This window comes from Pseudomonas sp. B21-021 (genome assembly GCF_024749205.1).
In the GTDB taxonomy this organism is placed as follows: domain Bacteria; phylum Pseudomonadota; class Gammaproteobacteria; order Pseudomonadales; family Pseudomonadaceae; genus Aquipseudomonas; species Aquipseudomonas paraglycinae.
The window spans coordinates 3,687,849-3,710,143 of record NZ_CP087192.1; the positions used below are offsets into that span (position 1 = coordinate 3,687,849).

The 22,295-nt window shown below is 58.9% G+C and carries 20 protein-coding genes and 1 pseudogene; 7 read left to right on the top strand and 14 right to left on the bottom strand.

Annotated features, from left to right (window positions below):
* Window positions 1–434: 434 nt before the first annotated feature.
* From gspF to gspG, 7 genes are read right to left on the bottom strand one after another with little or no spacing between them, the layout of a single operon-like run.
* Window positions 435–1,646 carry a type II secretion system inner membrane protein GspF gene (gene gspF / locus LOY31_RS16350; protein WP_007959395.1) on the bottom strand — a complete coding sequence of 404 codons (1,212 nt, stop codon included), beginning with the start codon at window positions 1,644–1,646 and terminating at the stop codon, window positions 435–437.
* Window positions 1,646–3,052 carry a type II secretion system ATPase GspE gene (gene gspE, locus LOY31_RS16355; RefSeq protein ID WP_039768906.1) on the bottom strand — a complete coding sequence of 469 codons (1,407 nt, stop codon included), beginning with the start codon at window positions 3,050–3,052 and terminating at the stop codon, window positions 1,646–1,648. The genes gspF and gspE overlap by 1 nt, the downstream gene beginning before the upstream one ends.
* Entirely contained in the window at window positions 3,049–5,400 is a 2,352-nt protein-coding gene (gene gspD / locus LOY31_RS16360; protein ID WP_258711858.1) for a type II secretion system secretin GspD, read from the bottom strand. The genes gspE and gspD overlap by 4 nt, the downstream gene beginning before the upstream one ends.
* On the bottom strand, window positions 5,397–5,942 hold the full coding sequence (locus LOY31_RS16365; protein WP_258711859.1) for a type II secretion system protein M: 546 nt from the start codon (window positions 5,940–5,942) through the stop codon (window positions 5,397–5,399). Before LOY31_RS16365 ends, gspD begins: the two co-directional genes overlap by 4 nt.
* Complete coding sequence (gene gspL / locus LOY31_RS16370) at window positions 5,935–7,080, bottom strand: type II secretion system protein GspL (protein ID WP_258711860.1); 1,146 nt, start codon at window positions 7,078–7,080, stop codon at window positions 5,935–5,937. Before gspL ends, LOY31_RS16365 begins: the two co-directional genes overlap by 8 nt.
* Window positions 7,077–8,030 carry a type II secretion system minor pseudopilin GspK gene (gene gspK / locus LOY31_RS16375; RefSeq protein WP_258711861.1) on the bottom strand — a complete coding sequence of 318 codons (954 nt, stop codon included), beginning with the start codon at window positions 8,028–8,030 and terminating at the stop codon, window positions 7,077–7,079. The genes gspL and gspK overlap by 4 nt, the downstream gene beginning before the upstream one ends.
* Before the next feature lie 8 nt (window positions 8,031–8,038).
* Window positions 8,039–8,497 carry a type II secretion system major pseudopilin GspG gene (gene gspG, locus LOY31_RS16380; RefSeq protein ID WP_085610505.1) on the bottom strand — a complete coding sequence of 153 codons (459 nt, stop codon included), beginning with the start codon at window positions 8,495–8,497 and terminating at the stop codon, window positions 8,039–8,041.
* Window positions 8,498–8,643: 146 nt separating this feature from the next.
* Between gspG and gspI the strand changes: the two genes are divergently transcribed.
* The 4 genes from gspI to LOY31_RS16400 all read left to right on the top strand — a co-directional run bounded on the left by gspI (window position 8,644) and on the right by LOY31_RS16400 (window position 12,124).
* Window positions 8,644–9,024: a type II secretion system minor pseudopilin GspI gene (gene gspI / locus LOY31_RS16385; protein WP_258711862.1), complete on the top strand. Its 381-nt coding sequence runs from the start codon at window positions 8,644–8,646 to the stop codon at window positions 9,022–9,024.
* A gap of 581 nt (window positions 9,025–9,605) precedes the next feature.
* Window positions 9,606–9,968: a DUF6124 family protein gene (locus tag LOY31_RS16390; protein WP_011333718.1), complete on the top strand. Its 363-nt coding sequence runs from the start codon at window positions 9,606–9,608 to the stop codon at window positions 9,966–9,968.
* A 599-nt stretch (window positions 9,969–10,567) separates the two neighbouring features.
* Window positions 10,568–11,275: a hypothetical protein gene (locus tag LOY31_RS16395; RefSeq protein ID WP_258711863.1), complete on the top strand. Its 708-nt coding sequence runs from the start codon at window positions 10,568–10,570 to the stop codon at window positions 11,273–11,275.
* Between the two features lie 183 nt (window positions 11,276–11,458).
* Window positions 11,459–12,124: a hypothetical protein gene (locus LOY31_RS16400; protein ID WP_258711864.1), complete on the top strand. Its 666-nt coding sequence runs from the start codon at window positions 11,459–11,461 to the stop codon at window positions 12,122–12,124.
* A 123-nt stretch (window positions 12,125–12,247) separates the two neighbouring features.
* On the opposite strand, the gene LOY31_RS16405 is transcribed toward LOY31_RS16400, so the two are convergent.
* Complete coding sequence (locus LOY31_RS16405) at window positions 12,248–16,414, bottom strand: NACHT domain-containing NTPase (protein WP_258711865.1); 4,167 nt, start codon at window positions 16,412–16,414, stop codon at window positions 12,248–12,250.
* Between the two features lie 569 nt (window positions 16,415–16,983).
* Window positions 16,984–17,415, bottom strand: coding sequence for a type II secretion system protein N (locus tag LOY31_RS16410; RefSeq protein WP_258711866.1), 432 nt, complete (start codon window positions 17,413–17,415; stop codon window positions 16,984–16,986).
* A 133-nt stretch (window positions 17,416–17,548) separates the two neighbouring features.
* Here LOY31_RS16410 and gspH point away from each other — a divergent pair, with 133 nt between their 5' ends.
* Together gspH and LOY31_RS16420 are read left to right on the top strand one after the other, a co-directional pair.
* A complete protein-coding gene (gene gspH / locus LOY31_RS16415; RefSeq protein ID WP_258711867.1) occupies window positions 17,549–18,001 on the top strand; it encodes a type II secretion system minor pseudopilin GspH in 453 nt (150 codons plus the stop codon).
* Window positions 17,998–18,606: a prepilin-type N-terminal cleavage/methylation domain-containing protein gene (locus tag LOY31_RS16420; protein WP_258711868.1), complete on the top strand. Its 609-nt coding sequence runs from the start codon at window positions 17,998–18,000 to the stop codon at window positions 18,604–18,606. The genes gspH and LOY31_RS16420 overlap by 4 nt, the downstream gene beginning before the upstream one ends.
* 141 nt (window positions 18,607–18,747) lie before the next feature.
* Here LOY31_RS16420 and LOY31_RS16425 read toward each other — a convergent pair whose 3' ends face one another.
* Genes LOY31_RS16425 through LOY31_RS16435 form a run of 3 tightly spaced genes read right to left on the bottom strand, consistent with a single transcriptional unit; the run spans window position 18,748 to window position 20,942 of the window.
* The gene (locus LOY31_RS16425; RefSeq protein ID WP_258711869.1) at window positions 18,748–19,686 is read right to left on the bottom strand and encodes a FecR family protein; all 939 of its coding nucleotides are present in this window, start codon (window positions 19,684–19,686) and stop codon (window positions 18,748–18,750) included.
* A gap of 33 nt (window positions 19,687–19,719) precedes the next feature.
* Window positions 19,720–20,271 carry an RNA polymerase sigma factor gene (locus LOY31_RS16430; RefSeq protein ID WP_011334580.1) on the bottom strand — a complete coding sequence of 184 codons (552 nt, stop codon included), beginning with the start codon at window positions 20,269–20,271 and terminating at the stop codon, window positions 19,720–19,722.
* On the bottom strand, window positions 20,268–20,942 hold the full coding sequence (locus LOY31_RS16435) for an STN domain-containing protein (protein WP_258713615.1): 675 nt from the start codon (window positions 20,940–20,942) through the stop codon (window positions 20,268–20,270). Before LOY31_RS16435 ends, LOY31_RS16430 begins: the two co-directional genes overlap by 4 nt.
* 195 nt (window positions 20,943–21,137) lie before the next feature.
* Between LOY31_RS16435 and LOY31_RS16440 the strand changes: the two genes are divergently transcribed.
* Window positions 21,138–21,452 carry a hypothetical protein gene (locus LOY31_RS16440; protein ID WP_221535544.1) on the top strand — a complete coding sequence of 105 codons (315 nt, stop codon included), beginning with the start codon at window positions 21,138–21,140 and terminating at the stop codon, window positions 21,450–21,452.
* Window positions 21,453–21,599: 147 nt separating this feature from the next.
* Here the strand turns inward: LOY31_RS16440 and LOY31_RS16445 are convergent, their stop codons facing one another.
* Both LOY31_RS16445 and LOY31_RS29485 read right to left on the bottom strand, forming a co-directional pair.
* Window positions 21,600–22,040: a carboxymuconolactone decarboxylase family protein gene (locus tag LOY31_RS16445; protein WP_007959341.1), complete on the bottom strand. Its 441-nt coding sequence runs from the start codon at window positions 22,038–22,040 to the stop codon at window positions 21,600–21,602.
* A 112-nt stretch (window positions 22,041–22,152) separates the two neighbouring features.
* Window positions 22,153–22,260: pseudogene (locus tag LOY31_RS29485) on the bottom strand (metal ABC transporter ATP-binding protein); the annotation flags it as partial.
* Window positions 22,261–22,295: the final 35 nt, after the last annotated feature.

Below are 22,295 nucleotides of genomic sequence, written 5' to 3' on the forward strand. Positions count from 1 at the left end.
CATGACACAGGGAAGACTCACCGCCGACCTTCGCAAGCGGGGTCCGTGGTTAAGTCGCACTGAGAAATTCGCAGTTTCCGGTGACAGATAAAGGAAAAAACCTCGGGAGGTGCAGGCTGATTTTCGAGGGATTTTCTCGGGTGTTCTGGTGGTTGTGCGGAGTGTCTGCGGCGGGCTTTTCGAGGGAATCGGCCACAGCCCTTGAAGGGCCGTTGCAGATGACAGAAAGGAGAACCCGAGGATGGGGGGAATGAGGGTCGGGTGATGCTGAGGCCGCTGAAAAAAACCTGAATTATTTATTGCTCTGACCGGCCTCTTCGTCGGATCGCCGCCCGGAGCAAGCCCGCTCCCACAGGAGTATGTATTTCAAATGTGGGAGCGGGCTTGCTCGCGAAGGAGCCGGAACAGACAACATCAAACCAAGAGACACACCCCTACTGCACCAGTTGGTTGATCTCGATGATCGGCAACAACACCGCCATCACGATCACCAACACCACCCCGCCCATCACCACAATCATCAACGGCTCCAGCAACGCAGTCATGCCCATCGCCCGGCGTTCGATATCGCGAGACAGGGTTTGTGCAGCACGTTCAAGCATCGGCGGCAGCGCGCCGGTTTTCTCGCCGCTGGCGATCAGGTGAATCAGCACCGGCGGAAACACGTTCTCTACTTTCAGCGCTGCCGCCAGGTTGACGCCCTCCCGGACCTTGGCGGTGGCCTCATTGACGCTCAGGCTCAAGCGATCATTCGACAAGGTCTGCCGCGCCGCCTCCAGTGCCCGCAACAACGGCACCCCGGCGCCGCCGAGAATCGCCAGCGTCGAGGCAAACCGTGCGGTGTTCAGCCCCAGCACAAACCGCCCGATCAGCGGCAGCTTCAGCACCCGATGATGCCAGCTCAAGCGAGCCGCCGGATTGCGCAAATACAGACGCCAGCTCCAGAACGCGCCGGCCATGACGCCCGCGCACAACCAGCCCCAGGCCCGGATGAAATCACTGGCATTGAGCATCGCCAAAGTCAGCCCCGGCAGATCCTGCCGCGCCTGGGAAAACGCGCTGACCACCTGCGGCACGACATAACTCAGCAGGAAAATCACAATACCGATCGACACGAGCCCGACCACGCCCGGATAAATGAACGCGGTGAGAATCTTGCCGCGCAGGTTGTTGCGCTCCTCGATGTAATCCGCCAGCCGCTCCATCACCTGCGCCAGATCACCGGACTCCTCGCCCGCCGCAATCAGCGCCCGGTAAATCTCGGGAAAATCCCGTGGCCGCGCCGCCAGCGCTTCGGCCAGACGCATGCCGCTGCGCACATCGGCGCGTACGGCGCTGAGGGTGTGGGCGATGTGCTTTTTCTCGGCCTGTTCGACCGTGGCACTCAGCGCAGCCTCCAGCGGCAGACTGGCGCCGAGCAGGCTCGACAGTTGCCGCGTCGCCCAGGCCAGATCGTTATCCGACAGCCTGGCACTGAACATTCCACCGCCGCCGTGCTGAGAGACGTTGCTTTCCTTCTCCACCGACAACGCCGTCAAACCACGACCGCGCAGCACGCCAAACGCGGCGCCCTGACTCTCCGCCTCCAGATGCCCGGATTCGATCTTGCCGCTGGCATCGGCGGCCTCAAAACGATAGCGATTCATCAGGCGTCCCGTGTCACACGAAGGATTTCTTCCGGCGCCGTGGCACCGCTGCGAATCCAGCGCTCGCCGTCCTCGCGCAGGCTGAACATCCCGGCCTTGCTCGCCGCTGCGCGCAAGGCCTGCTCCCCTGCCCCTTGGTGGATCAGCGTGCGGATGTCGTCATCGATGCAGAACAATTCGTGAATGCCGGTTCGACCGCTGTAGCCGGTGTGATTGCACGCCGCACAACCCACCGGGCGCCAGGTGCCGGGCGTGGCCGGGTCTTCCTGTTTGCACTGATTGCACAGCCGTCGCACCAATCGCTGGGCCAAAACACCGAGCATCGACGAGGCCAGCAGAAACGGCTCGACGCCCATGTCGACCAAACGGTTGACCGCCGACACCGCGTCGTTGGTGTGCAGGGTCGCGAGCACCAGGTGACCGGTCAGCGAAGCCTGCACCGCGATCTGCGCGGTTTCGAGGTCGCGGATCTCGCCGATCATGATGATGTCCGGGTCCTGCCGCAGAATCGCCCGCAATGCCAAGGCAAAAGTCATGTCGATCTTGGCGTTGACCTGAATCTGGCTGATGCCCGGCAGGTCGTATTCCACCGGGTCTTCCACGGTGAGGATATTGCTGGTGCTCGCATCCAGTCGCGCCAGCGCCGCGTACAAACTCGTCGTCTTGCCGCTACCGGTCGGGCCGGTGACCAGCACGATGCCGTGGGGCTGGCGGATCAGGTGATCGAGTTTGGCCAGCACTTGCGCGTCCATGCCCAACGTTTCGAGATGCAGGCGCCCGGCCTGCTTGTCCAGAAGACGCATCACCACCCGCTCGCCATGACCGGTGGGCACGGTGGAAACACGAATGTCGATCGGCCGGCCCGCTACGCGCAACGCAATGCGGCCGTCCTGCGGCAGGCGTTTTTCGGCGATATCGAGCTGAGCCATGATCTTGATCCGCGACACCAGCGCACCGTGCAACGCCTTGCGCGGCGACACCACATCACGCAGCGTGCCGTCGACCCGGTAGCGCACCACCGAATGGGTTTCGAACGGTTCGATGTGAATGTCGCTGGCCTCGTCCCGCGCCGCTTGGGTGAGCAAGGCGTTGATCATGCGGATCACCGGCGCACCGTCCTGAGTGTCGAGCAGGTCGGTGATTTCCGGCATGTCCTGCATCAGGCGGTCGAGGTCGACTTCGTTCTCCGCCGCACCGACCACCGCTGCCGCGCTGCCGGTATCGGCATAGGCCGTGGCGAGCAAGCCGTCGAGTTCGTCATCGCGCACCCGCTCAAGCTTCGCCGCGCCGAACTGCCGGCGCACCTCGCTGATCGACCAGCCCGGCGTCGACGGGCACACCGTCAGCACGCCGTCGCGCAGCAGAATCCGCTGCGCCTTGGCCCAGGCGTAAGGCAATGCGCTCATTGCAGCGGCACCGCTTTGATGGTCGCGCGCGGGCCGGACACCGGCGCCGGCACGCCTTGGGCAGTGGCCGGCAATTGCGGCGCCTGCATGTCCGGCATCGCCCAACTGCGCTCCGGTTGCAGACCGCCCTGAGCGCGGCGCATGAAGTCGTAGCGGTTAAGCGTGATGCTGCGCCCCGCCGCGCTGTCGCGAATGATGTACGGGCGCAGGAACACCATCAGGTTGGTCTTGGTGATCGAGCGGCGCTCGTTGCGAAACAGTGCGCCAATCCCCGGAATGTTCGACAACCATGGCACCGCGTCATTGCTCTGGCTGTAGCCGTCCTGCAGCAGGCCGCCGAGCACCATGATCTGCCCGTCGTCGAGCAGGATGCTGGTGTCGAGCGCGCGCTTACTGGTGACGATCCCCGCCGAGTTGGCCGCTGCCGAGGCGCGTTCGTCGATGCTGCTGACTTCCTGATAGATGTCGAGCTTGACCGTGCCGCCCTCGGAAATCTGCGGCCGCACGTTGAGTTTCAGACCGACCTCTTCGCGGGTCACGGTCTGGAACGGGTTGTTGCTGGTGCCTCCACCGCCGGTGACGTAGCTGCCGCTGACAAACGGGATGGTCTGGCCGACAAAAATGCTCGCCGCTTCGTTGTCCAGGGTCAGCAGGTTCGGCGTCGACAGCACGTTGGTCCCGCCCTTGCTCTTCAGGGCCCGGGCCAGCACATTCAGGTCGAGGATCTTGCCGATGCCGGGGATATCGACGGTGCCGTTGACGTAGCCGAGGTTGAGGCCTTGCGGCAGCACATCGAGGCTGGTCTTGCCGTTGACGTTGATCCCCGAACCACCAAGGTTGGCGCCGCCGATCACGCCTTTGCCGCCGAGGTTGCCGGTCTGCCATTGCACGCCGAATTCGCTGGCGTCGTCCTCGCCGACTTCGACGATCAGGCTTTCGATTACTACTTGCGCGCGGCGCTGGTCGAGCAGATCGATGACTTCGCGCAGGTTGCGGTACAACGGCTCCGGCGCGGAAATCAGCAAGGTGTTGGTGGTCGCGTCCGCCTGAATAGTCACGCCGCCGGCGCTGAAGGCCACGTTCTGTTCGCTGCTTTGCGCGTTGCCGCTGCCGCTGGTGGCGCTGCTGCCCTGGGCGTAGCTGCCGCCGGTGCTGCCGCTGTTGGAGGTCGAAGTACTGCCGTTGGTTTGCGTGCCGCTCTGGCCGTTCTGCCCGCCGCCCGAGTTGGTGGAGCTGCCCATGTTGCTGAGCACCGAGCGCGCGTTGTCGCTGGTGCCGCTGTCGCTCTCGCCGGTCAACAATCCGCGCAGGGCCTGGGCCAGTTTGCCGGCCTGAGCGTTGCGCAGATACACCACGTGCAGATTGCTCGGGTTGCTCTGGGCGTTGTCGAGTTTGTAGATCAGGTTGCGCGCCAGCTCCGTGCGCTCGGGACTGCCGGCGCGGATGATGATGGTGTTGGAGCGCGGGTCGCCGATCACCGCGATTTTCTGCGTCGGGTCATTGCCCGGTGCGTCGAGCAGGTCAGCGACCATCGGCGCGATGTCGGCGGCGATGCCGTTCTGGATCTGCACCACGTCGGTGTCGATGGCGCTCGGGGTGTCGATGCCCTGAATCAACTGCGCGACCCGCGTCAGGTTTTCCGCATAGTCGGTGACGACGATGGTGTTGTTGCCGGGATAGGCGTTGATCGGATTGTTCGGCGACACGATCGGGCGCAGCACCGGGATCAGGTTCACCGCGTTCTCGTATTGCAAGCGGAACGTGCGAGTCAGCATGCCGTTGCCGGCCGGTTTATCGGCGCTGTAAATCGGCCCGCCGAGCAACTTGGCGTCGGCCTCCGGCACCACCTGCGCCACGCCGCCGACATCCACCACGCTGAAACCCTGCATGCGCAGCGCCGCCAGCAACATGTCGTAAGCCTGATGCGCCGGCACCTGGCCTTCGGAGACCAACGTCAGATTGCCCTTGACCCGAGGATCCACCAGAAACTGCTGGCCGGTGGAGCGCGACAACGCGCGCACCACCGCTTGAATATCCGCATCGACGAAATTCAGCGTCACCGGTTGATCGCCCAACGGATTGGCCGGCAACGTCGTGCCCCGCGCCGACCCGCCACTGCGAGCGCGTTCGGTGATGTTGTGCAATTGCTTCGGCGCAGGTCTTGCCTGAGCCTGCGCCCGCTCGCGGTCGAGCACCGCGTCGCCACTGCGCTGGGTGTTGGCCAGCGGCCGGCCGAGTTCGCTGTCCACGAGCAGCGGCGGTTGATTCGGTGGTGTGGTGTTGCTGCACGCGCTCAATGCCATCAACAGCATCGGCAACGCCATGCGTTTGGATCCTGACCCCTTCATGAAGCTTCCTTAGCGCCCAGCGCCTGATCCATGCGTACGGTGCCCGACAGAGTGCCGGCGGTGTCATCGGTCGCGCCGTCGTCTGCGCGTTGCAGACGGGCCTCGACCACTTGCAGTGAAAAATTCCGGGGCTGGCTCAGCAGCCAGTCGAGTACGGCGTCGGCCGGTGCCGCGTCGAAGGTCAACTGCCAACCGGCGGACGCGGCCGCCAATTGGTAATGGCCGCCGAGTCCGCTGGCCTGCAAGGTTTGCTGCAGCGACTGCTCCAGGTTCTGCCCGTCGGGGCGCACGCTGACGTCGCGCAACAGCACTTCCAGCGCTTCGGCCTGGGCTCGCAGTTTTGGCGTTTCGACTTGCGAGGCGGCGATCTTCTTCAGCGGCGGCTGAATCAGAGCCACCCACACAAACAGCCCCAGCAACAGCGCCGCCATGCCGCCGACCATGCGTTTTTCCCGCAAGGCCAGCGGCTGCCAACGGGCCTGCAACTGAGCATTGAAGCGCTGCCAACTGGCGCGGTATTTCGCAAGCGATGGGCTATTCATCTTCGGCTCCGCTGCTGTCGTCGTTGTCGGTGCCGGCGGTCGCCTCGCCGGCCGGGCGCAGGACCCAGCCGTCGTCATTCGAGCTGATGCTGATGCCGGCCTGGGCCAGCGTGCCTTGCCAATCCTTGTCGTTGCCCGAACGACGGGCCTCGGGCAGCAGGCTCAGTTGCAGCGCGCCGTCGACAAACTCCAGCCGCTGCACCGTGCCCGCCATGGACGGCATGCCACTGCCGGCCTGCGACACCAGCCGCGTGAAATCCTGCCCCGGCGCATCCACCGCGCCTTGCTGGCGCGCCGCGATTTGCTGCCGCGCCTGTTGCAGCGGATTGAGGATCACCGGCAATTCGGGGAACGCCTGCTTCACCCGCTGCGCCATCTGCGCCTTGAGCTGCTGGCCCTGCCCAGCCTCGCGGGCGGCGTACAGATTCAAACCGATCACCCACACCGCCAAGGCCAGCGCACAGCAACCGAGCGCCCTGCTCCAACCGCGATGCTCGGTGCCCGGTTGCTGGAGGCCGCTGTGCAGGCCCCAATTCGGCAATGGGCCGGTGTTTTGCTGCATATCGGCCAATATCGATTGCACCGCCTCAGGCGCGCCGTCACCGATCCAGTGCGCCGGCAGACCGGTTTCCAGCAGCCACGCTTCATCGATCATCGGCTGCACCTGCGCCGCATTCGGGCCGTTACGCAACAACAGATGATCGTCGTGCAAGCAGCCGACGCCGCCGGCCATCACCGGCAAGCTGTAGGCCGCCGGGTACAGGCCTTTGAGGTTCAAGCCGAACTGCCCGAGGTGCTGCAAATCCTTGCGTGATACCCAGGCAATCTGCACCTGGCCGCTTTCATTGCGAGCGCTGTGGGCGATGTGCATCTTGGCGCTGTCGCCGAGCATCAAGGCCTGCGCCGCACATTGCACCGCCGCAGCGGTTTTGTTCGCGGGCAGCGGCGGCAAATCAATGCTCGCCAGCAGGCTGTCCGACGGGTGCAGAAAGCACACCAGCGGTTGCTTCGGCAGCGCGCCGAGCCGTACGCGTTCCTGGCGCACGACCTGCCCCTGACGATCCAGCCACGCACAATCCACTTCACTGTCGAGACTCAGCTCCGCCAGCGGCGGCAAACTCACGCGCAACTGGCTCATACGCCCACCCGCGACCAGATCACTTGCGGCAACTGATCCTGACTGCGATGCAACAACGCATCGAGGCTGACCCGCCGCTGATCCCGCCGCGCCTGCCCGCGCAGCCGAAACCAGTCGCTGGTGATGCCAACCTTGACGCTGGTGATCTCCAATTGCGGTAGTCGCAGGCGATTGACGAAATCCCCGCGATTGATAAACCAGCGCCCGGCGTCACGCTCATTGATCAACGCCTGCGCCCGCTCCAGCGACAGCCCCGGCACATAAGCCGCCAGCACTGGCGCCGTGGCGGTGTTGCCGTTGAGCCAGGTGGTCGCCGGAATCACCGTCAGGTACGGCGCGAGTTTCGCCAACAGCGCATCGTTGACCCCGTCGACACTGCGCAAATCGTCAAGCGTGCGCAGCATCGGCAAAGTCGGCGGTTGCGGTTTGCGCGTCGCGGACGGCGACGTGGCGCGCCCACTGTCGAAGGTGTTTTTCGCCACAGGCTTGTCCACCACTTGGGCATTCAACAGGTGCGGATAAGAGCCGATCACCCGCTGACTGATGCGCCGGCTCAAGCCGCTGCTGACACCAACCAACTCGCACAAGCGCTCGAACGCCTGCACCTGCGCATCATCGATCCGCTCGTTGGCCACCAGATTGCGCAGGTTGAACTTGCCCTGCTCGTCCTCCAGCCGCCCCTCGAAACCCTGGGTGTTCAACAGCTGCGCCCAAGGTTGATCGAGTCGGGTCAGCGGATCGCGCTGCCGCGCATCCCACAACAATTGCCGGCTGATCTCCAACCCGCCGTGCAACACCCAACGGCCTTGCACGCGCAGTTGTTCGGCCTCCAGCGCACGGGTCGAAACGCTCTGGCGCGTCAGCATGCCGGCAGCGATCACCGCGACCACCGCCGCGATCAGCAGCGCACTGATGATCGCCATCCCCTGCTGGTTCGATTGGCTGTTCATGACCGGCCTTACAACTGCCAGGAACCGATGTCGGCATTCACGCCATCGCCGTCAGGCTGGCCGTCGGCGCCGAGGGAAAAGATGTCGATCTCGCCGTTGGCACCGGGATTGAGGTACTGATAAGGACGACCCCACGGGTCATTCGGCAGGCGCTCCAGATACGAGCGCCAGTTGGTGTTCTTCGCATCGGCCGGCCGCTCCACCAGCACCTTCAGGCCCTGGCTCTGGCTCGGGTAAGTGCCGTGATCGAGGCGATACAGCTTCAGCGCCTGCATCAACCCGCCAATGTCCTGCTTCGCCGCCGTGGCCCGCGCCTGATCCGGCCGGTCGAGCACCTTGGGCACCACCATCGCCGCCAGAATCCCGAGAATCACCACGACCACCATGATCTCGATCAGCGTAAAACCCTGCTGCCCACGGGGCATCCGGCTCGGTCGACTGGGCTGTTTGAACTGCGCGATATCCATCTCGTCATTCCCTGGCTTGATTCGATTCGACGCGCAGTGTTGCAAGAAGATATGTCAGGGATGTTGAAAATCCTCGGGTGTTTTCGTCGTCAAGCCGTCAAGCACGGGCGTTAGCGTCAAGGGCTGCCCGACCGCCCGAGACCCCGATGCGCACACCCTCCCAGCAAGCCGGATTCACCCTGATTGAAGTGCTCGTCGCGCTGGCGATCATCGCCGTGGCCATGTCCGCCGCTGTTCGTGTGGCGGGGTTGATGACGCAGAGCAGCGGGGTTTTGCGAGATCGCTCGATTGCGATGATTGCGGCGCAGAGTCGGATGGCGGAATTGCGGTTGGAGGGGCGATTGCCGATGGGGGTTAAGGCGGTGGAGTGTGATCAAGGGAGGTTGTTGTTGCGGTGTGAGCAGGTGATTGGGGGGGCGGAGAATGGGCGGTTGCTCAAGGTTGGGGTGCAAGTCTTTGATCGTAGCCAGGAGGCGCCGCCGTTGGCGAGGCTGGAGACGTTGCTAAGCCGCCCCGAAAATCCCTAGCCCGAGCCCGCCCTAAATGTCGGCCCCCTCGATGGCAAATGAATCAGCGTGGGACATTTCCGACACCCACCTAAAGATCTAAACCAACCTGCATATACCGCGTTGAATCCATAATCAACTCGGTCTCTCAGGTCGATGTAAAGCGCAAGACACCTCCGTCGGCCCCCTCTCCCTCCGGGAGAGGGCTGGGGTGAGGGCCGCTTGTTGAACCACCCGTTTACCCACCCCAAAAACCCCGTTTAAAAGACACCCACCGTTACTTCCCCAAGGCTACACAACCTTGCGTCATTACCTACGACTACGCCAGAATCCGCCGGCTTGTGCGTCTAGTGCGAGGGTCTTATCTTTTCCGGGTCACTGAAAAACAGTGATCGGGTTTGGTAGCCCGACCTCCCATATGACGCATAACGTCACCTAGCGCAGATGCCATTTCGGCATCCGTCTTATGGTGGCCATGCGCAGGGCGCTCTCGGGCGCGCCGGATTTTCCATATGGGCCGGTCTACCAACCTTCGTATGGCCACCACCACTCGTTTGGTAGCGAGAGTGATGGCTCCTTGAGTCCCATATGGAGCTACATCTATGTTCAAACCAACACCAAACCCACCAGAAACCGATCCGGTTTCCCCCTACAAATTCCCCGACTCCCGAACCCTCAACGAAGCCGCCGAACGCGCCCTCGACCACTACCTCACCCCGCAACAACGCATCATGGGCAGCCACCACAAACACGATCCCATGTACCTGGCCAACCCGGCCTACAACACTGAATCCCTGCTGGCCAACGCCAGCGAATCACTGGGATCGGCCAGCGAAATGCTCAACAACTTTGCCGCCACGCTGGAGCCTGCCCATCGCAAGACTGCGATCGGGATTGCGCAGTTGGTGATGTTGAGCGAGTTGGCGGTGAATCAGGCGCTGGATCATGTTGAGGTGAAGACGTAAGCGGCTGAGCGCTGTAGCTCAATAGTCAGAAAGAAAATGGCGGAGGTTGTCAGGTAAAACTGACAGCCTCCGCCGAAATAACGGTCCAATTTTTTCCCGCAAGTTTCAATGACATATTGAGACATCATCAATTTCTGCCATTTACGAGCGGTTGCTTTCGGCCAAGAACAGACATTCACGAATGGCCGAACGAACCACTGCCATTGCGTCGGAGCTAGGGGTCGTCATTGTTTTCGCAATCCCAGCCTGCAATCGGACTCGGGACGACGTTGGGACGCTGCGTCAGTATATGGCGACTGCTATTGGCCATCGGCCTGCATGTGAAGAGATCACCATTTGCTAGAAGATCGGCGTGCGTGTCATCTAACCCGTCTCAGAGCCGACTAACATCCTCGTTCGTGCCAATATTACGATGCCCCGTGTGCTCTCAGTCTTCGTTGGGGCGCAGCTTACCTCGCCGACCTATGTTCTATCGCTGCGTCATCGAGAAAAAAGCCTTGGTACAAGGTATTAAGTATTTGAATGACGATGTGTAACCTCTTCCAACAACAAGCATCAGTATGCCATCATCGCTGCATCTCATACGCTAGGAGGCACCTATGTTGATTTCAGATACGCTTCTTGAACGAGCCAGCGAGGAGCCACTCGCCGTAGTGGTAGAAGCGTGCACGCTTTACATAGCCGCCTCAAAAAAAGAGATATTCTCTAGTTTAGAAAGCGAGAGTTTGGAAATTGTAAAATTTTTGTTTTACATGAAGAAAAGTGGCGCTCTTGACTTCGAGGCAGACATTCCGGAAATCAACAGTGGGTTGGTCAGCAAAGACGCCACTCGTGATTTCGTAGGGAAAGTCCTAGCGGAAGTTAACGTCATTCTAAAACATGACAAGACCCTCCAGTTGGAGGCTGATATAGATGCAAGATTTACTAGAAGCATTAAAAATAGTTTCGGTTATGAGTTCACTGAAGGTGACTTTAAAGAGCTGCAATCTCTAATCAATAAGCTTAGGGATTTGATAGCCAGTTGCAAAGACCTTGATGCCGACCATAAAAGGCGCCTGCACAAAAAACTGGAACAAGTCCAGCAGGAGCTTCACAAAAAAGTATCCTCCCTTGATCACATATACTCTCTAGCAATTGAAGCGAGCATCGTAGCTGGCAAAATTGGTGAGAATGCTAAGCCGCTGTTTGAAGCTGCAAAACAAATTATGGGGATTTCCTGGAGAACTCATGCTCACTCGGAGGGCCTGCCATCCAGTAGCGAAGCGCCTATATTAGGGCATGAACCCACACCGAAAGAGATCGAATAACTAAAGAGCCATTCGTCGACCCATCAAGCGTCTTAAATTTAACTTATAAGTTCGTAAAATAGGGACGTATTTATTTCAAATAAATCTGTCCCTTTTCCCTGAGCACAAACATTAAATAACACTTACACGCTCTCGACGACGACGCTTGCGATTGTGTATTCAACTTAGGCAGAAGGGGTCAAATTGGAAAACCTTGAAAAATATATGGAGCAGTTTGATTCGAACTATCCCAACTATTCAGACGCACGCTATTCAGAAATTTTAGCATTGGTAGCCAGATATGATTTAAATACGGCACCCAAGGTATTAACCAGCGACTCATTCAAGCAAGCTTTGGAAATAATTTCACCTTTAATTGCAATTAAAAATTACAAATCTCAAATTCCGTTTCCAGAAGATGTAACTTCCGCGATAGAGGCTATCCTTAACATCAGAAAGGTCTCTATAGACGCATCTGATCGATTCAAGAATTTAGAACCATTTTTCAATACGCTCGTAGCTACTCAAGGCTTTCAGTTACCGACAATTTCAGCAGTATTTCATTTTTGCCACCCACATCACTTTCCGATTGTAGATAGAAATGTCCAAGCGGCTTGCAAAGCGCTGATCGATCAAAGTCCAGCGTTAGCTGGACATGAATATCCAGAGCTTCCTGCACCAGGAACCTCCGCAGCAAACAAATTAAAAAAATATAGGCAATTCATTCAGGTAATTGACAGATTACTGGAATCGAACCTAGAAAAGCAGAAAATTAATGACTATAGAAGCTTGGATAAAGCACTCATGGTTTTGGGGGCTATAGAACTAAAGAACGAAACAAAGAGAACGAACAAAGAACAAAGGGACTGATCTATTTTCTGGAAAATAAATCAGTCCCCTTTTTCGTTGCCTTTTTCGTTTCCCCCCTCCCAAAAAAAGCCATTTTTTTGGGAGGCACGGCAGCTCACTTAGCAGTCTGCCTCGATAGCTTTCTCACAAAAATCCAGCTTCTGCTTCCGGTGGCCATGCTCGACCCGTCGAAATATCCGGATGCCGCGGCTCATTATTAAGTCGCCCCTTTTCATCTCGGTATTCTTCGATGGCGAGCAAACATTGTTTCGCCAGCTCTGATTGCGCATCATTGGCAAGAAACATTGTAAATAGCCGCGCTCGTATTTCTATCAGTGGCAATCCGAACTCTTCAAAAGCACCACTCCATTGCTCCGACGGTCGCCGGGAAATTGCTAAGTTTCGCAATGCCCTCCCCAGATGTTGGAAAGGATTAGAAGCTTGGATACTTCCCTCAAAGAGAGCCATGAAGTTCTCCTCACCAGGTAAATCATTCATTGCCATTTCAAGAACACGACGAATGTTTCCGGGAGGAAGTGAAAGATAACGTGTGATCAAAATCGTATGGAAATCAGGAAGCAAAATAGCAAGTCTGGTTAGCTCAGACGACAAGTGGAAACCATCGCCTGCTGGAATTCGACCTTCGCTAAGGTGCTCAAGTACAGCTACGACTGCTTCCAATGTGTTCAACCTCAACATCGCACTTGTCCATTGAGAATCACCAAAAAACGCGGGATTCTCAGCGGCTAGACGCTCTAGCATCACAAACGCAGTATCGGCAGGGCTTTGGGGAATAGTCTCCAACAGGCGCTGTAAAGCATTTGGGCTACGGTGCTGATCAGACAGTAATAAAATGGCCTCGTGTACCCGTTCTGGACTGTCAGAAAAAGGGAATAGATCAATCCACCCCATCAACTCTCCACGATTATTTTCAAGTCGCCATCTCTGCTCCTGAGCTTCAGACAGTAGCTCCCGTAAGCCTTCCATCAATATCGCAGAAGGTATTACTTCGCCGGCGCGAGCAGCATTTGCCAATAAACGATGCTTGCATGCTGTCGGCTGAGGAAGCGACAGAAGCAAATCTATCTCTTGTCGTTTGGATCCGTGTGGCAATGCAAGACCCACACCACCAAGAGCGAGAGCATGCTTCTGCTCAGCATCAGACTTTGAAGGGACTCCGAAATCCGCCGCCACGACAAAGATCGCCTCGGCGAAATCCGATGTCAAAGGGCTTTGCGTGACGCGCTCCGCTCTTCGAATCAGATGATGCGAGTAGTCCGTCCAGCGATTGAAAGTCGGTTTTTTTGGAGCAAAATTATCGGATTGCCAGATCTCCAACAATGCCCCTGCTGCCTCCTTGCCCCAGCGTAAATCACTCAACCCACGAATAAGGACTGCGACGGCAGGTGCATCATGCATAGCTGCCAAGGCCCGCGAGTACATTAACGAATGCCCCATTGGGATCACCCCTCCACGCCCCCCTGTTTGAAGCCAGCCAGAGCGTGCAATCTCATATTCGACCAAGTCACGTTCAATGAGAGTCCGCAGAAGTTCCGCCAACTCCGCATCTGCAACTCTTTCAGCGGCTCGAGCCACATCAGAAGCAACATTACGAGGTAGCTGAGGTGCAGCCAGTAGTGTTTCCATCCAAGTGCCAACGGCTCGAGACAAATTCGAGCGAGTATCCTCGTCAAACGGAAGCTTCGTATCACCACCCGCCCGGCCATGACGGGCTAGGACGTCAGCTAACAAGCCGATGCGACGATAGTTGGTCTCCTCTGATTTGGATACAAGTACCTGTGCGAAGACGTTTTGCCGTGTGCCGGATAGCGCACCTACCAATCGATGGTGGGCTTTCGACAATTCCTCATCGTATCGCCCAAGCACCTCCACTTGGCTATCTATTACAAACAACTGGTCGAAGAGCACAGCGATGGTGACCGGGCCAATGACGGCCGCGGCAGCATTTAAACGACGCTCAGAGGTGAGCGGGTCGATAGCAGCGTCAGCAACAGGTCCTGAATCGATCAGTGGCGCCTGATTGAGATAGTCTTCTATGTGATAAGGAAGTGGTAAATCCGCAGTGATTCTGGCAACGAGCCCAGAAGCAACAGCGAGCGGATACACTGAGAACGAAGTCATCACCGCATGCTCGATCCCACTGCCATTGGGTTCGAACTCGACCGTCCCTATTAGCTGCGTAATTTGGAACTCCGCATCCTCTGGGTTCTCTCGCAAGATCCAGTCAAGCAATTGCCCTGGCGTAGTGTCAGCATTCCGTACCGTTCCACGCTGAGCTATAAGGCGAGCATCAAGCTGGACGTCAGTGAGATGATCAGGGAACCCCGCGTGCGCTATTACTTCCCAAACCGCGTCCGAAGCGGTCTCCAGAATTAGGTTCACATGGCGGTCAGCTCGGCGGAACGCCAGTGCCGTTACGACAGCAGCAACTACGTCCGGATCAGGATCGGATGCAGCCAGTTCAACGGCTAGCTCCAAACCATCGAATCCACTATTGCTCGCGATCTCAGGGAAAGCTATTAGTCGCTGGGCCGCAGGCAGCTCACCCAAATGGAGCGCACAATCGACTCCGAGGACGCTGGGGTGAAAACGATCAACTAATCTGAATAGTCCGAACTGAATTTGACGTTTTGTGTTTGACACAAACGGCCAAATTGCATGCGCGAAATCGGGCTTGCCAGAGGTAACCATGAATCGCACAGCTCTATCAAGCTCGCCCGGGCTGTGCCAGCGCTCGATAAAAGTAAGAACGCGATTGCGCACTTCCCGCCATACCAAATCATCGGCTCTCTCGAGCATAACGGCAGCCAGAATCGGGTCAATTTCCAGTGCCTCATTAATCGCGACTGAGACCGAACGCACGCCTTCTTCGCCGTCACGTGAAACTCTATCGCATGCGAAGAGGACCGAATCCTCCCAGCTCGGCCAATTGAGCATTTGTTCGCGCAGTATTTTGAGCGCATCCGCATCCCCTGCTGATGCTTCAAGCATCACACGTTCGACTTCCAAAGACGCATACCAGTCTTGGAACAACTGATGTTGGAAACTCACTGCTCCGTCGATACCAGTCGAGCGAACCAGCAAGTGCGCGGCAACTAACCCATCAACAATTGCACGGGGTTGCGGTGCTGAGCCAATTTGCCCCGCAGCGATAAGACACTTCGTGACATCTGAAATGATGCGATTAGCGCTGGTGTTGGCGACTATAGTATTCGCGCCACCGGTTGCTTCGACCGCGAGCCCAATCAAAAAGGCGTTATGCTCACCAACACCATCTCGCTGCAAACGTTCGACTTTCTCAGGTGCGCTCTCATTCTGTTGCACGAACATGCGCAACACCGCTTCCTTCGTCACTGGGAATTTCGCACCTGAGGGCAACGTCAGCAAAGCATTTAGATAAAGTGGGTTGCTCACTAACTCGCGCACTCCAGGCGTTCGCCATGCCCTATCCACAAAACCAACGCCCTCATCCCCCCTAACCGCTTGCGCGATCTCTAGCTGTTGCTCATCGGAAAGGGGATCTATCACGATAATCGGCCGAACGTCCGGTAGAGCCTGACGTCTTGAGCTGACGACAATGCCGATTTGCGGGTAATCGCGCTGTAACGCCGCCAGGTCACGGGTGGCTCGTAGCCGAGCATCGGCTGGCAGTTCGTTCCAGCCATCCAACAGCAGAGCAAGATTCCCGTGGTAGGCCAGCTGCATCAAGTGCTCTCGCCTGAAACCATAAAAAGCGTTACGACGTAGGACGAAATCGAAAAAATCGTCCTGTCGGTCTGACCATTCACCGAGGGGTACAAGCAATGGAACTAAACCTTCCTGATTGCCCATGCATTCTGCTAGCTGTAAAAGCGTGGTCGATTTCCCTGTGCCACCTACCGCGACAAAGCCAACCGGCTCAGCAAGCGATACAACACGTGCAAAGCTTTCAATCGTCACCTGAGGTCTGGAACTACCTTCAAGTCTTAGTGTTAGCGCAATAGTTCGCGCGGGTTGACCGGGTACAGCACGAAAACCTTGTATGTCTACCAATGTCGCCGCACGAAGTTTTCCTCCGACCACATCCAACGCTTCAACGGTTGGAAGATTGAGCCCACGAAGAAAATCCTGATCCGCATCATCGAGCAGGTCAGCAGGCCTAACAGAACCTAGTGATTCGCCACCGGCAATTGCATCAAGCGCTCGTTGTATCGCCTTACTCTTCCATTCGTGCAGCAGTGCCACCGTAAAGCGCGAATCATCGGAATCGATGAGTTTTGAACAACTCTGGCACATCCAGATACCATTCATGGAACTGCTGCGTTCGGCAGAGCTCATGTTGGGGTCGTAACGCATTCCTCCAGGTGCCGCTGCTGCGATGTGCGCACCGACGCCGATGTTTACCGCCCCTTCTTCCGCTAAAGCTGGGCCGGAAGTCGAGCGCATACAGGATGGGTTCGAGCAGTGATAACCCGCACGAGCAGCAAGATTACGAATAGTTTTGGCTCGGAAGTCGTCGCGCATAGACATTCAAAATTCTGAAGTGAAAACTTACAGCTCTACCAATTTGATATCGCCAATTGTTTTGAGACTTACGAAATCAGTTTACTCTTAGTGTCAACGAATAGAGTGACAGGCGAAATTTGTCAATTTGAGTCGTTTCCGATGAGCTGAAATCGGCCAATTAACTGACGAGCTTCTATCCGCCGGATAGTCAAGCTTGGACTAAAATAGTGCGCTTTCGAATTCTTTCGATGGGAGCGACCGTCCAATTATAAGGGGTTCGAATGTATCCCTTGCATTGGACCTGTACCGCTAACCCCAGAACGGTCCCCCAGAAAACTGAATGAGCAAAATGATTGACTTCAATCCTGCAGAAATCACGGCCTAACCAACCTAGGCATCTCCACCCACTCCCCCAACCTCTCCACACCCAACCGCACCCTCTCCCCACCCTGCTCAATCACCACCCCATCCCCCTCCACCGCCACCAACCTCACCCCAGGACTCACCCGCTCCCCCTGCAAAAAACTCCTCGGCGGCCCGTCGTTGAGGCTGAGTATCGCCACCGCCCCGCGACTCCCCGCCATCACCCCGCTGACCTTGATCTCCACCGGCGCCGTGCGATTGGAAAACCACTGCAACGCCGGGTTATCGCTACGCGCAGCGAGCAGTTGCGGGGTGGCGGCCGGGGTGTGGGATTCGGCGGTGGTCAGGAGCAGGGATGACCAGGTGGCGATGCCGACCAGGGCGGCCAGCAGTGCGGCGGCCTGGGTGATTTGGGGGGGTGAAAAGCGTGCGGTGTATCTCATGGGCTGAATCTCCTTTTAGTCCCGGTGACCAGACTACGCGGCAATTCTCACGGTTTTATTTCACACGCCTTACATGTTGGCCGTGCAGGATGGTTTTTTGGGACGGGGCTGGACGCAAGGGAGTGCGCATTCGATGAACCGGTGCAGGCAGCAGGGTTTTACGCTGATCGAGTTGATGGTGGTGCTGGTGATTATCGGCATCGCCAGTGCGGCGATCAGTCTGAGTATCAAGCCCGATCCGTTGCAGTTGCTGCGCAAGGATGCCGAGCGCGTGGCGCAGTTGCTGCAGATTGCCCAGGCTGAGGCCCGCGCCGATGGGCGGCCGATTGCGTGGTTGAGCGATGGCAAGGGGTTTCGGTTCAGTCGGCGCAGTGACAGTGGCAAGGGTTTTGATCATTTCGATCGGGACCCGCAGTTGCGGCCGCGTCCCTGGCAGAGTCCGAAGCTTGCGGTGCGGGTGGAGTCGAAGCAGAAGGTGGTGCTGAACGCGGAGTGGATCAATCCGCCGCTGCAGTTGACGCTGTCTGACGGGCTCAATCGGATGAGTGTGCTGCGCGATGCTTCGGGCCGGATTAGCGTGCAATGAACAGACAACAAGGTTTTACGCTGATCGAGGTGATGGTCGCGATTCTGTTGATGGCGGTGGTCAGTCTGATTGCCTGGAAGGGGCTGGACAGTGTCACCCGCGCCGACAGCCATTTGCAGGCCAGCGGTGAGCAGAGCGACAGCCTGTTGCGGGCGTTGAATCAAATGCAGCGGGATGTGGAGCTGCGCGCCGGGATCGAGCTGACGGAACCGAAAAAGGTCGGCACGGAGGATGAACCGGCGACGGCACCGCCTGCCGTTACGGTGCGCAGCAGTTACAGCAAGGGGTTTCGGCTGGACATCATTCGTAGCGCGGCGGATCAGCCGGGGGCTTTGCAGCGGGTGCGTTGGTGGCTCAAGGGGGACACGCTGTATCGCGCGGTGGCGCCGGCGCGGAGTTGGTATCCGTTGCCGGCGCCAACTGCGGGGGTGGCGGTTTTGGGTGAGGTGAGCGATTTGCAGGTGCGGGTTTGGGAGATGGATAAGGGGTGGCGGCAGTTGAGCGGGAATCGGCGGGAGGATCCGTTGGGGTTGGAGGTGCGGTTGACTCGGGAGACGCCACAGGGGGTGGAGAAGTATCGGCAGGTGATGGGGCCGTTGCAGTAGCGGCGGTCACCGTTGAACTTTGTGGGAGCCAGCCTGCTGGCGATGCGGTGGGTCAGGCAATGAGATGTCGGATGTGCTGCCCTCATCGCCAGCAGGCTGGCTCCCACAGGGATATAGGGTGTTTGTGAGTACTGTTTTTAGTTAGCTGAGGACGACTACGCCGCCCGGCAACTCGGTGCATTTGACGCCGTAGGCATCGCGGATCAATGCGCCTACGCCGGCCAGTTGGTCGAGGGAGAAACGTGCTTGTACGCGGCGTTGGCCGAGTTCTCGATTGAGCAGCAACAACATGCCTGGGCGGTAACGGTTGATCTCGTCGATCATCTGGCTGAGCGTCGTTCCGTTGAACACCAAAACCTGTTGGCGCCAGTTGGTGACCGCCGCCGTATCGACGCTTTGCACGGTGCCCACCTGTTGTGCGTCATAGGTCAACTGTTGGCCCGGCTCCAGGCGCAGGCTGCGGCCTTCAACTTCCACATCCACCGCGCCATCCAGGCAAGTCACACAGACCTGTTGATCGAGGTTACGCAGGTTGAACCGCGCCCTGCTCGCCCGCAGCCAACCGCCACCGGCCTGCATCGCCATCGGCAGCCGCGCGGTCTGCACTTCGACTTCGCCGCTGACCAGTTCAAAACCTTGCACGCCCTCATCCACCGAACGCTGGTTGATGCGGGTCTGGGTGTTCAATTCCAGGCTCAGGCCATCGGCCGGTTCGACGCGACGTTGCTGGCCGACTTCGGTGATGTAATCGGCGCCGAGCCCGGAGAACCCGCCCGGAATCGTGCCGCGCACCAGCAGGAACGCCGCCGATGCGGCAATCGCGCCGCCGAGAAACGCTCGGCGTCCAAACCGTCGTGGCGCCTGTATTGCTTCGGCCGCCGGTTGCAGCAGGTGCCACAAGGCTTTGCACTCTTCGAAAGCGCGGGCGTGTTCGGGGCTTTGCGCGCACCACTGGCGCAGCGCTCGGGCATCGGCGACCGTGGCGCGGCCGGAGGTCAGCAGGATCAGCCAGTCGCGGGCTTCGCTTTGCAGACGCTCGGCAGGCGTGGGCTCGGCAGGTGTCAGACGGAAGATGTTCAAACGCGCAGGTACTCGACGGATTGATCGGGAGCTTCATTCACTAGACGGTTTTCCGGCCCCGCGACCGAACCGCTGAAACACTTTTCTTTCCAGTTTGGCCGCGCAGTGTCCAAGGGCGGCCTTGATTTCCTTCTCGACCATGCGCGTGGAGATGCCGAAACGCTGGGAGATTTCCAGGTGCGGCGCTTCCTCCAGCCGTGCGGCAATGAAGATCCGGCGGCGCCGGGCCGGCAGTTCGTAGAGGGCGCTGAGCAGGGACTGGATTTCCTTCTGGCCGCCGACCACGCGCATCGGGTCCAGCGCTTCGTCGCTGACTTGCAGCAGTTCTTCGACTTCGCTGCCGGTGAGCAATCGAGCATCAGCCTGGCGGCGGTCGGCGGCGATGTTCAGGGCCATGCGATAGAGGTAGGCGTTCGGCCGCAGCAGGTTCGGCGGCGCTTCCATGCGGTCGACCCGCAGGTAGGTTTCGTGCAGCACGTCGTTGGCTAGGTCCTCCGAGCCGAGACGGCGTCGCAGGCGCACCCGAAAGTCCTCGTAGGACGTCAGGAACAGCTGGACCATCGAACTTTGTCCGGCGTCTTTCATCCCCCGGAAACTCCTTCCCATTGTGTGCATTCCATGCGCTTTCCTGACGATTTGGGTAACAACAGCAAGGTGACTGGCTGGCGCAATGCGCCGGGTGTCGGCCGGTCGATCCTGAGCGAGTGAAAACTGTCTACCAGCGCTGCATCGCGCCGAACATCGCCGGTCGAGGTGACCAACCGGTTGTGCTGCACCACGCCGTCGCGGCCGATCCACAGCTGCAACACCGCGCGAAAACTGCCGGGCCGGGTCAGCGGCGAGCGGCACAGGTTGCGTTCAATCGCGGCCTGCACCGCTGTGGCGTAACTGCGGTTGACGGCTGCGCTGGCGGGGGTCGGTTTCTCCGCCGGCATCGGCACTTCCTCGACTTGCGCCACCTGCAAGGTGAACGCGTCGTCGCGGCTGTACTTGGCCATCAAGCCGCTGCCGCCGAGCATCCGGCGCAATGCTTCGGCGGCGGTGAATTCGCCATCCACCGCCAACGAGCGTCGACCGCGACTCAACTGGCTGTCGACCAGCACCGCCATGCCGGTGGCGCGGCTGAACTGGTCGAGGGCGCGGGCCAGTTCCTGGGCAGGGATGTGCAGCGTCATGCGCATCGTCGCTGGCATCGGGTCGGCGCCGGCGCGGCTCAGAAACAAGCCAAGCAGCAGCCCCAGACAGAGCTGGCGCATGAGCGCTGAGCGCACAACATCCTCCCTGGCACGGCCTCGCTGCACGGCTGATGTATCCCTGAAAACCGTCATCCTGAGGGCTGTTTATGAATCTGGTGTGACGGCCACTGCAAAAAAACCATCACGGGATCGGCGCCGCCGTTGCACTAGACTCTTGAGCTAGAGCGGCCCCTTCGGGCCGGCCAGGAGGCAGGCATGAAATCAGTCTGGAAAGTCGTCTTCGGCGGGTTGTTGCTGATGGCGTTTGGCGGTGCGCACGCGGAGGAACCGCTGGGCTGCGTCGAGGTGACGGTGGGTGGCTACAAGGCGCCGAATTACGATTGCCTGAGCCAGCAGATGGGCAACAACCCCGATGGCGCGGCGGCTGCGCAGAAGAATCAGGAAGCGATGAATGTGCCGGTCAACAAGCGCCCGCCGAATCAGGTGGGGCTGGCGACGCCGGCGGCCACGGCTACGCGGATGGGCAACACCTTTGGTACGTCGGTGAAACCGCAGCGGCCACCGAACTAACTTTTACCTGATCGTTCCCACGCTCCTGCGTGGGAATGCAGCCGTGACGCTCTGCGTCACTGGACGCGGAGCGTCCCTAGAGGCATTCCCACGCGGAGCGTGGGAACGATCAGCGTGTTAGGGGGCGCAGCGATTGATGGCTCGTGATCAATCGCTGGGAATCTGGCGAAAGCTCACCGCCAGACGATTCCAGCTGTTGATGGTGCTGACGGCCATGGTCAGGTCCACCAGTTCCGTCTCGTTGAACTGTTCCCGCGCCTGCTGGTAAACATCGTCAGGCACCCGGCTGTCCGCCAGCAGCGTCACGGCTTCGGTCCAGGCCAGTGCGGCCCGTTCGCGCAGGTTGAAGAAGCCGCTGTCGCGCCAGACCGCGATGGCGTACAAGCGTCGATCCGTCTCCCCTGCCCGCCGCGCTTCCACCGAATGCATGTCGGTGCAGAACGCGCAGCCATTGAGTTGCGAGGCGCGGATCTTGATCAGGTGCAGCAGCGGCGGTTCGATGCTCAGGCTGCTGGTCAGCGCTTCCAGGGCAATCATCGCTTTCATGGCTTTGGGTGAAGCGCTGTAGTAATCCAGACGCGGGGACATGGGCGGGCCTCGGGCAGCAGAAGAGTGATTTCACGGTAAGCGCTGATTCGACAACGTTACAGCCCCAATTCCACGAAAAAACGGCAGACCACTGAACCCGAGCCAAACACGATACCTGTGGGAGCGAGCTTGCTCGCGATGGGGGCATTAAATTCAACATCGATGTCGACTGAGACACCGCTTTCGCGAGCAAGCTCGCTCCCACAGGGTTTTGCGCCAATTCCGGATAATTGCACTACGCAACTTCTGCCCCGC

Bases quoted from the DNA above. Each gene is read 5' to 3' on its own strand.
- gspF (WP_007959395.1), bottom strand. From the start codon at position 1,646: ATGAATCGCTATCGTTTTGAGGCCGCCGATGCCAGCGGCAAGATCGAA.
- gspE (WP_039768906.1), bottom strand. From the start codon at position 3,052: ATGAGCGCATTGCCTTACGCCTGGGCCAAGGCGCAGCGGATTCTGCTG.
- gspD (WP_258711858.1), bottom strand. From the start codon at position 5,400: ATGAAGGGGTCAGGATCCAAACGCATGGCGTTGCCGATGCTGTTGATG.
- LOY31_RS16365 (WP_258711859.1), bottom strand. From the start codon at position 5,942: ATGAATAGCCCATCGCTTGCGAAATACCGCGCCAGTTGGCAGCGCTTC.
- gspL (WP_258711860.1), bottom strand. From the start codon at position 7,080: ATGAGCCAGTTGCGCGTGAGTTTGCCGCCGCTGGCGGAGCTGAGTCTC.
- gspK (WP_258711861.1), bottom strand. From the start codon at position 8,030: ATGAACAGCCAATCGAACCAGCAGGGGATGGCGATCATCAGTGCGCTG.
- gspG (WP_085610505.1), bottom strand. From the start codon at position 8,497: ATGGATATCGCGCAGTTCAAACAGCCCAGTCGACCGAGCCGGATGCCC.
- gspI (WP_258711862.1), top strand. From the start codon at position 8,644: ATGCGCACACCCTCCCAGCAAGCCGGATTCACCCTGATTGAAGTGCTC.
- LOY31_RS16390 (WP_011333718.1), top strand. From the start codon at position 9,606: ATGTTCAAACCAACACCAAACCCACCAGAAACCGATCCGGTTTCCCCC.
- LOY31_RS16395 (WP_258711863.1), top strand. From the start codon at position 10,568: ATGTTGATTTCAGATACGCTTCTTGAACGAGCCAGCGAGGAGCCACTC.
- LOY31_RS16405 (WP_258711865.1), bottom strand. From the start codon at position 16,414: ATGAATGGTATCTGGATGTGCCAGAGTTGTTCAAAACTCATCGATTCC.
- LOY31_RS16410 (WP_258711866.1), bottom strand. From the start codon at position 17,415: ATGAGATACACCGCACGCTTTTCACCCCCCCAAATCACCCAGGCCGCC.
- gspH (WP_258711867.1), top strand. From the start codon at position 17,549: ATGAACCGGTGCAGGCAGCAGGGTTTTACGCTGATCGAGTTGATGGTG.
- LOY31_RS16420 (WP_258711868.1), top strand. From the start codon at position 17,998: ATGAACAGACAACAAGGTTTTACGCTGATCGAGGTGATGGTCGCGATT.
- LOY31_RS16430 (WP_011334580.1), bottom strand. From the start codon at position 20,271: ATGAAAGACGCCGGACAAAGTTCGATGGTCCAGCTGTTCCTGACGTCC.
- LOY31_RS16435 (WP_258713615.1), bottom strand. From the start codon at position 20,942: ATGCGCCAGCTCTGTCTGGGGCTGCTGCTTGGCTTGTTTCTGAGCCGC.
- LOY31_RS16440 (WP_221535544.1), top strand. From the start codon at position 21,138: ATGAAATCAGTCTGGAAAGTCGTCTTCGGCGGGTTGTTGCTGATGGCG.
- LOY31_RS16445 (WP_007959341.1), bottom strand. From the start codon at position 22,040: ATGTCCCCGCGTCTGGATTACTACAGCGCTTCACCCAAAGCCATGAAA.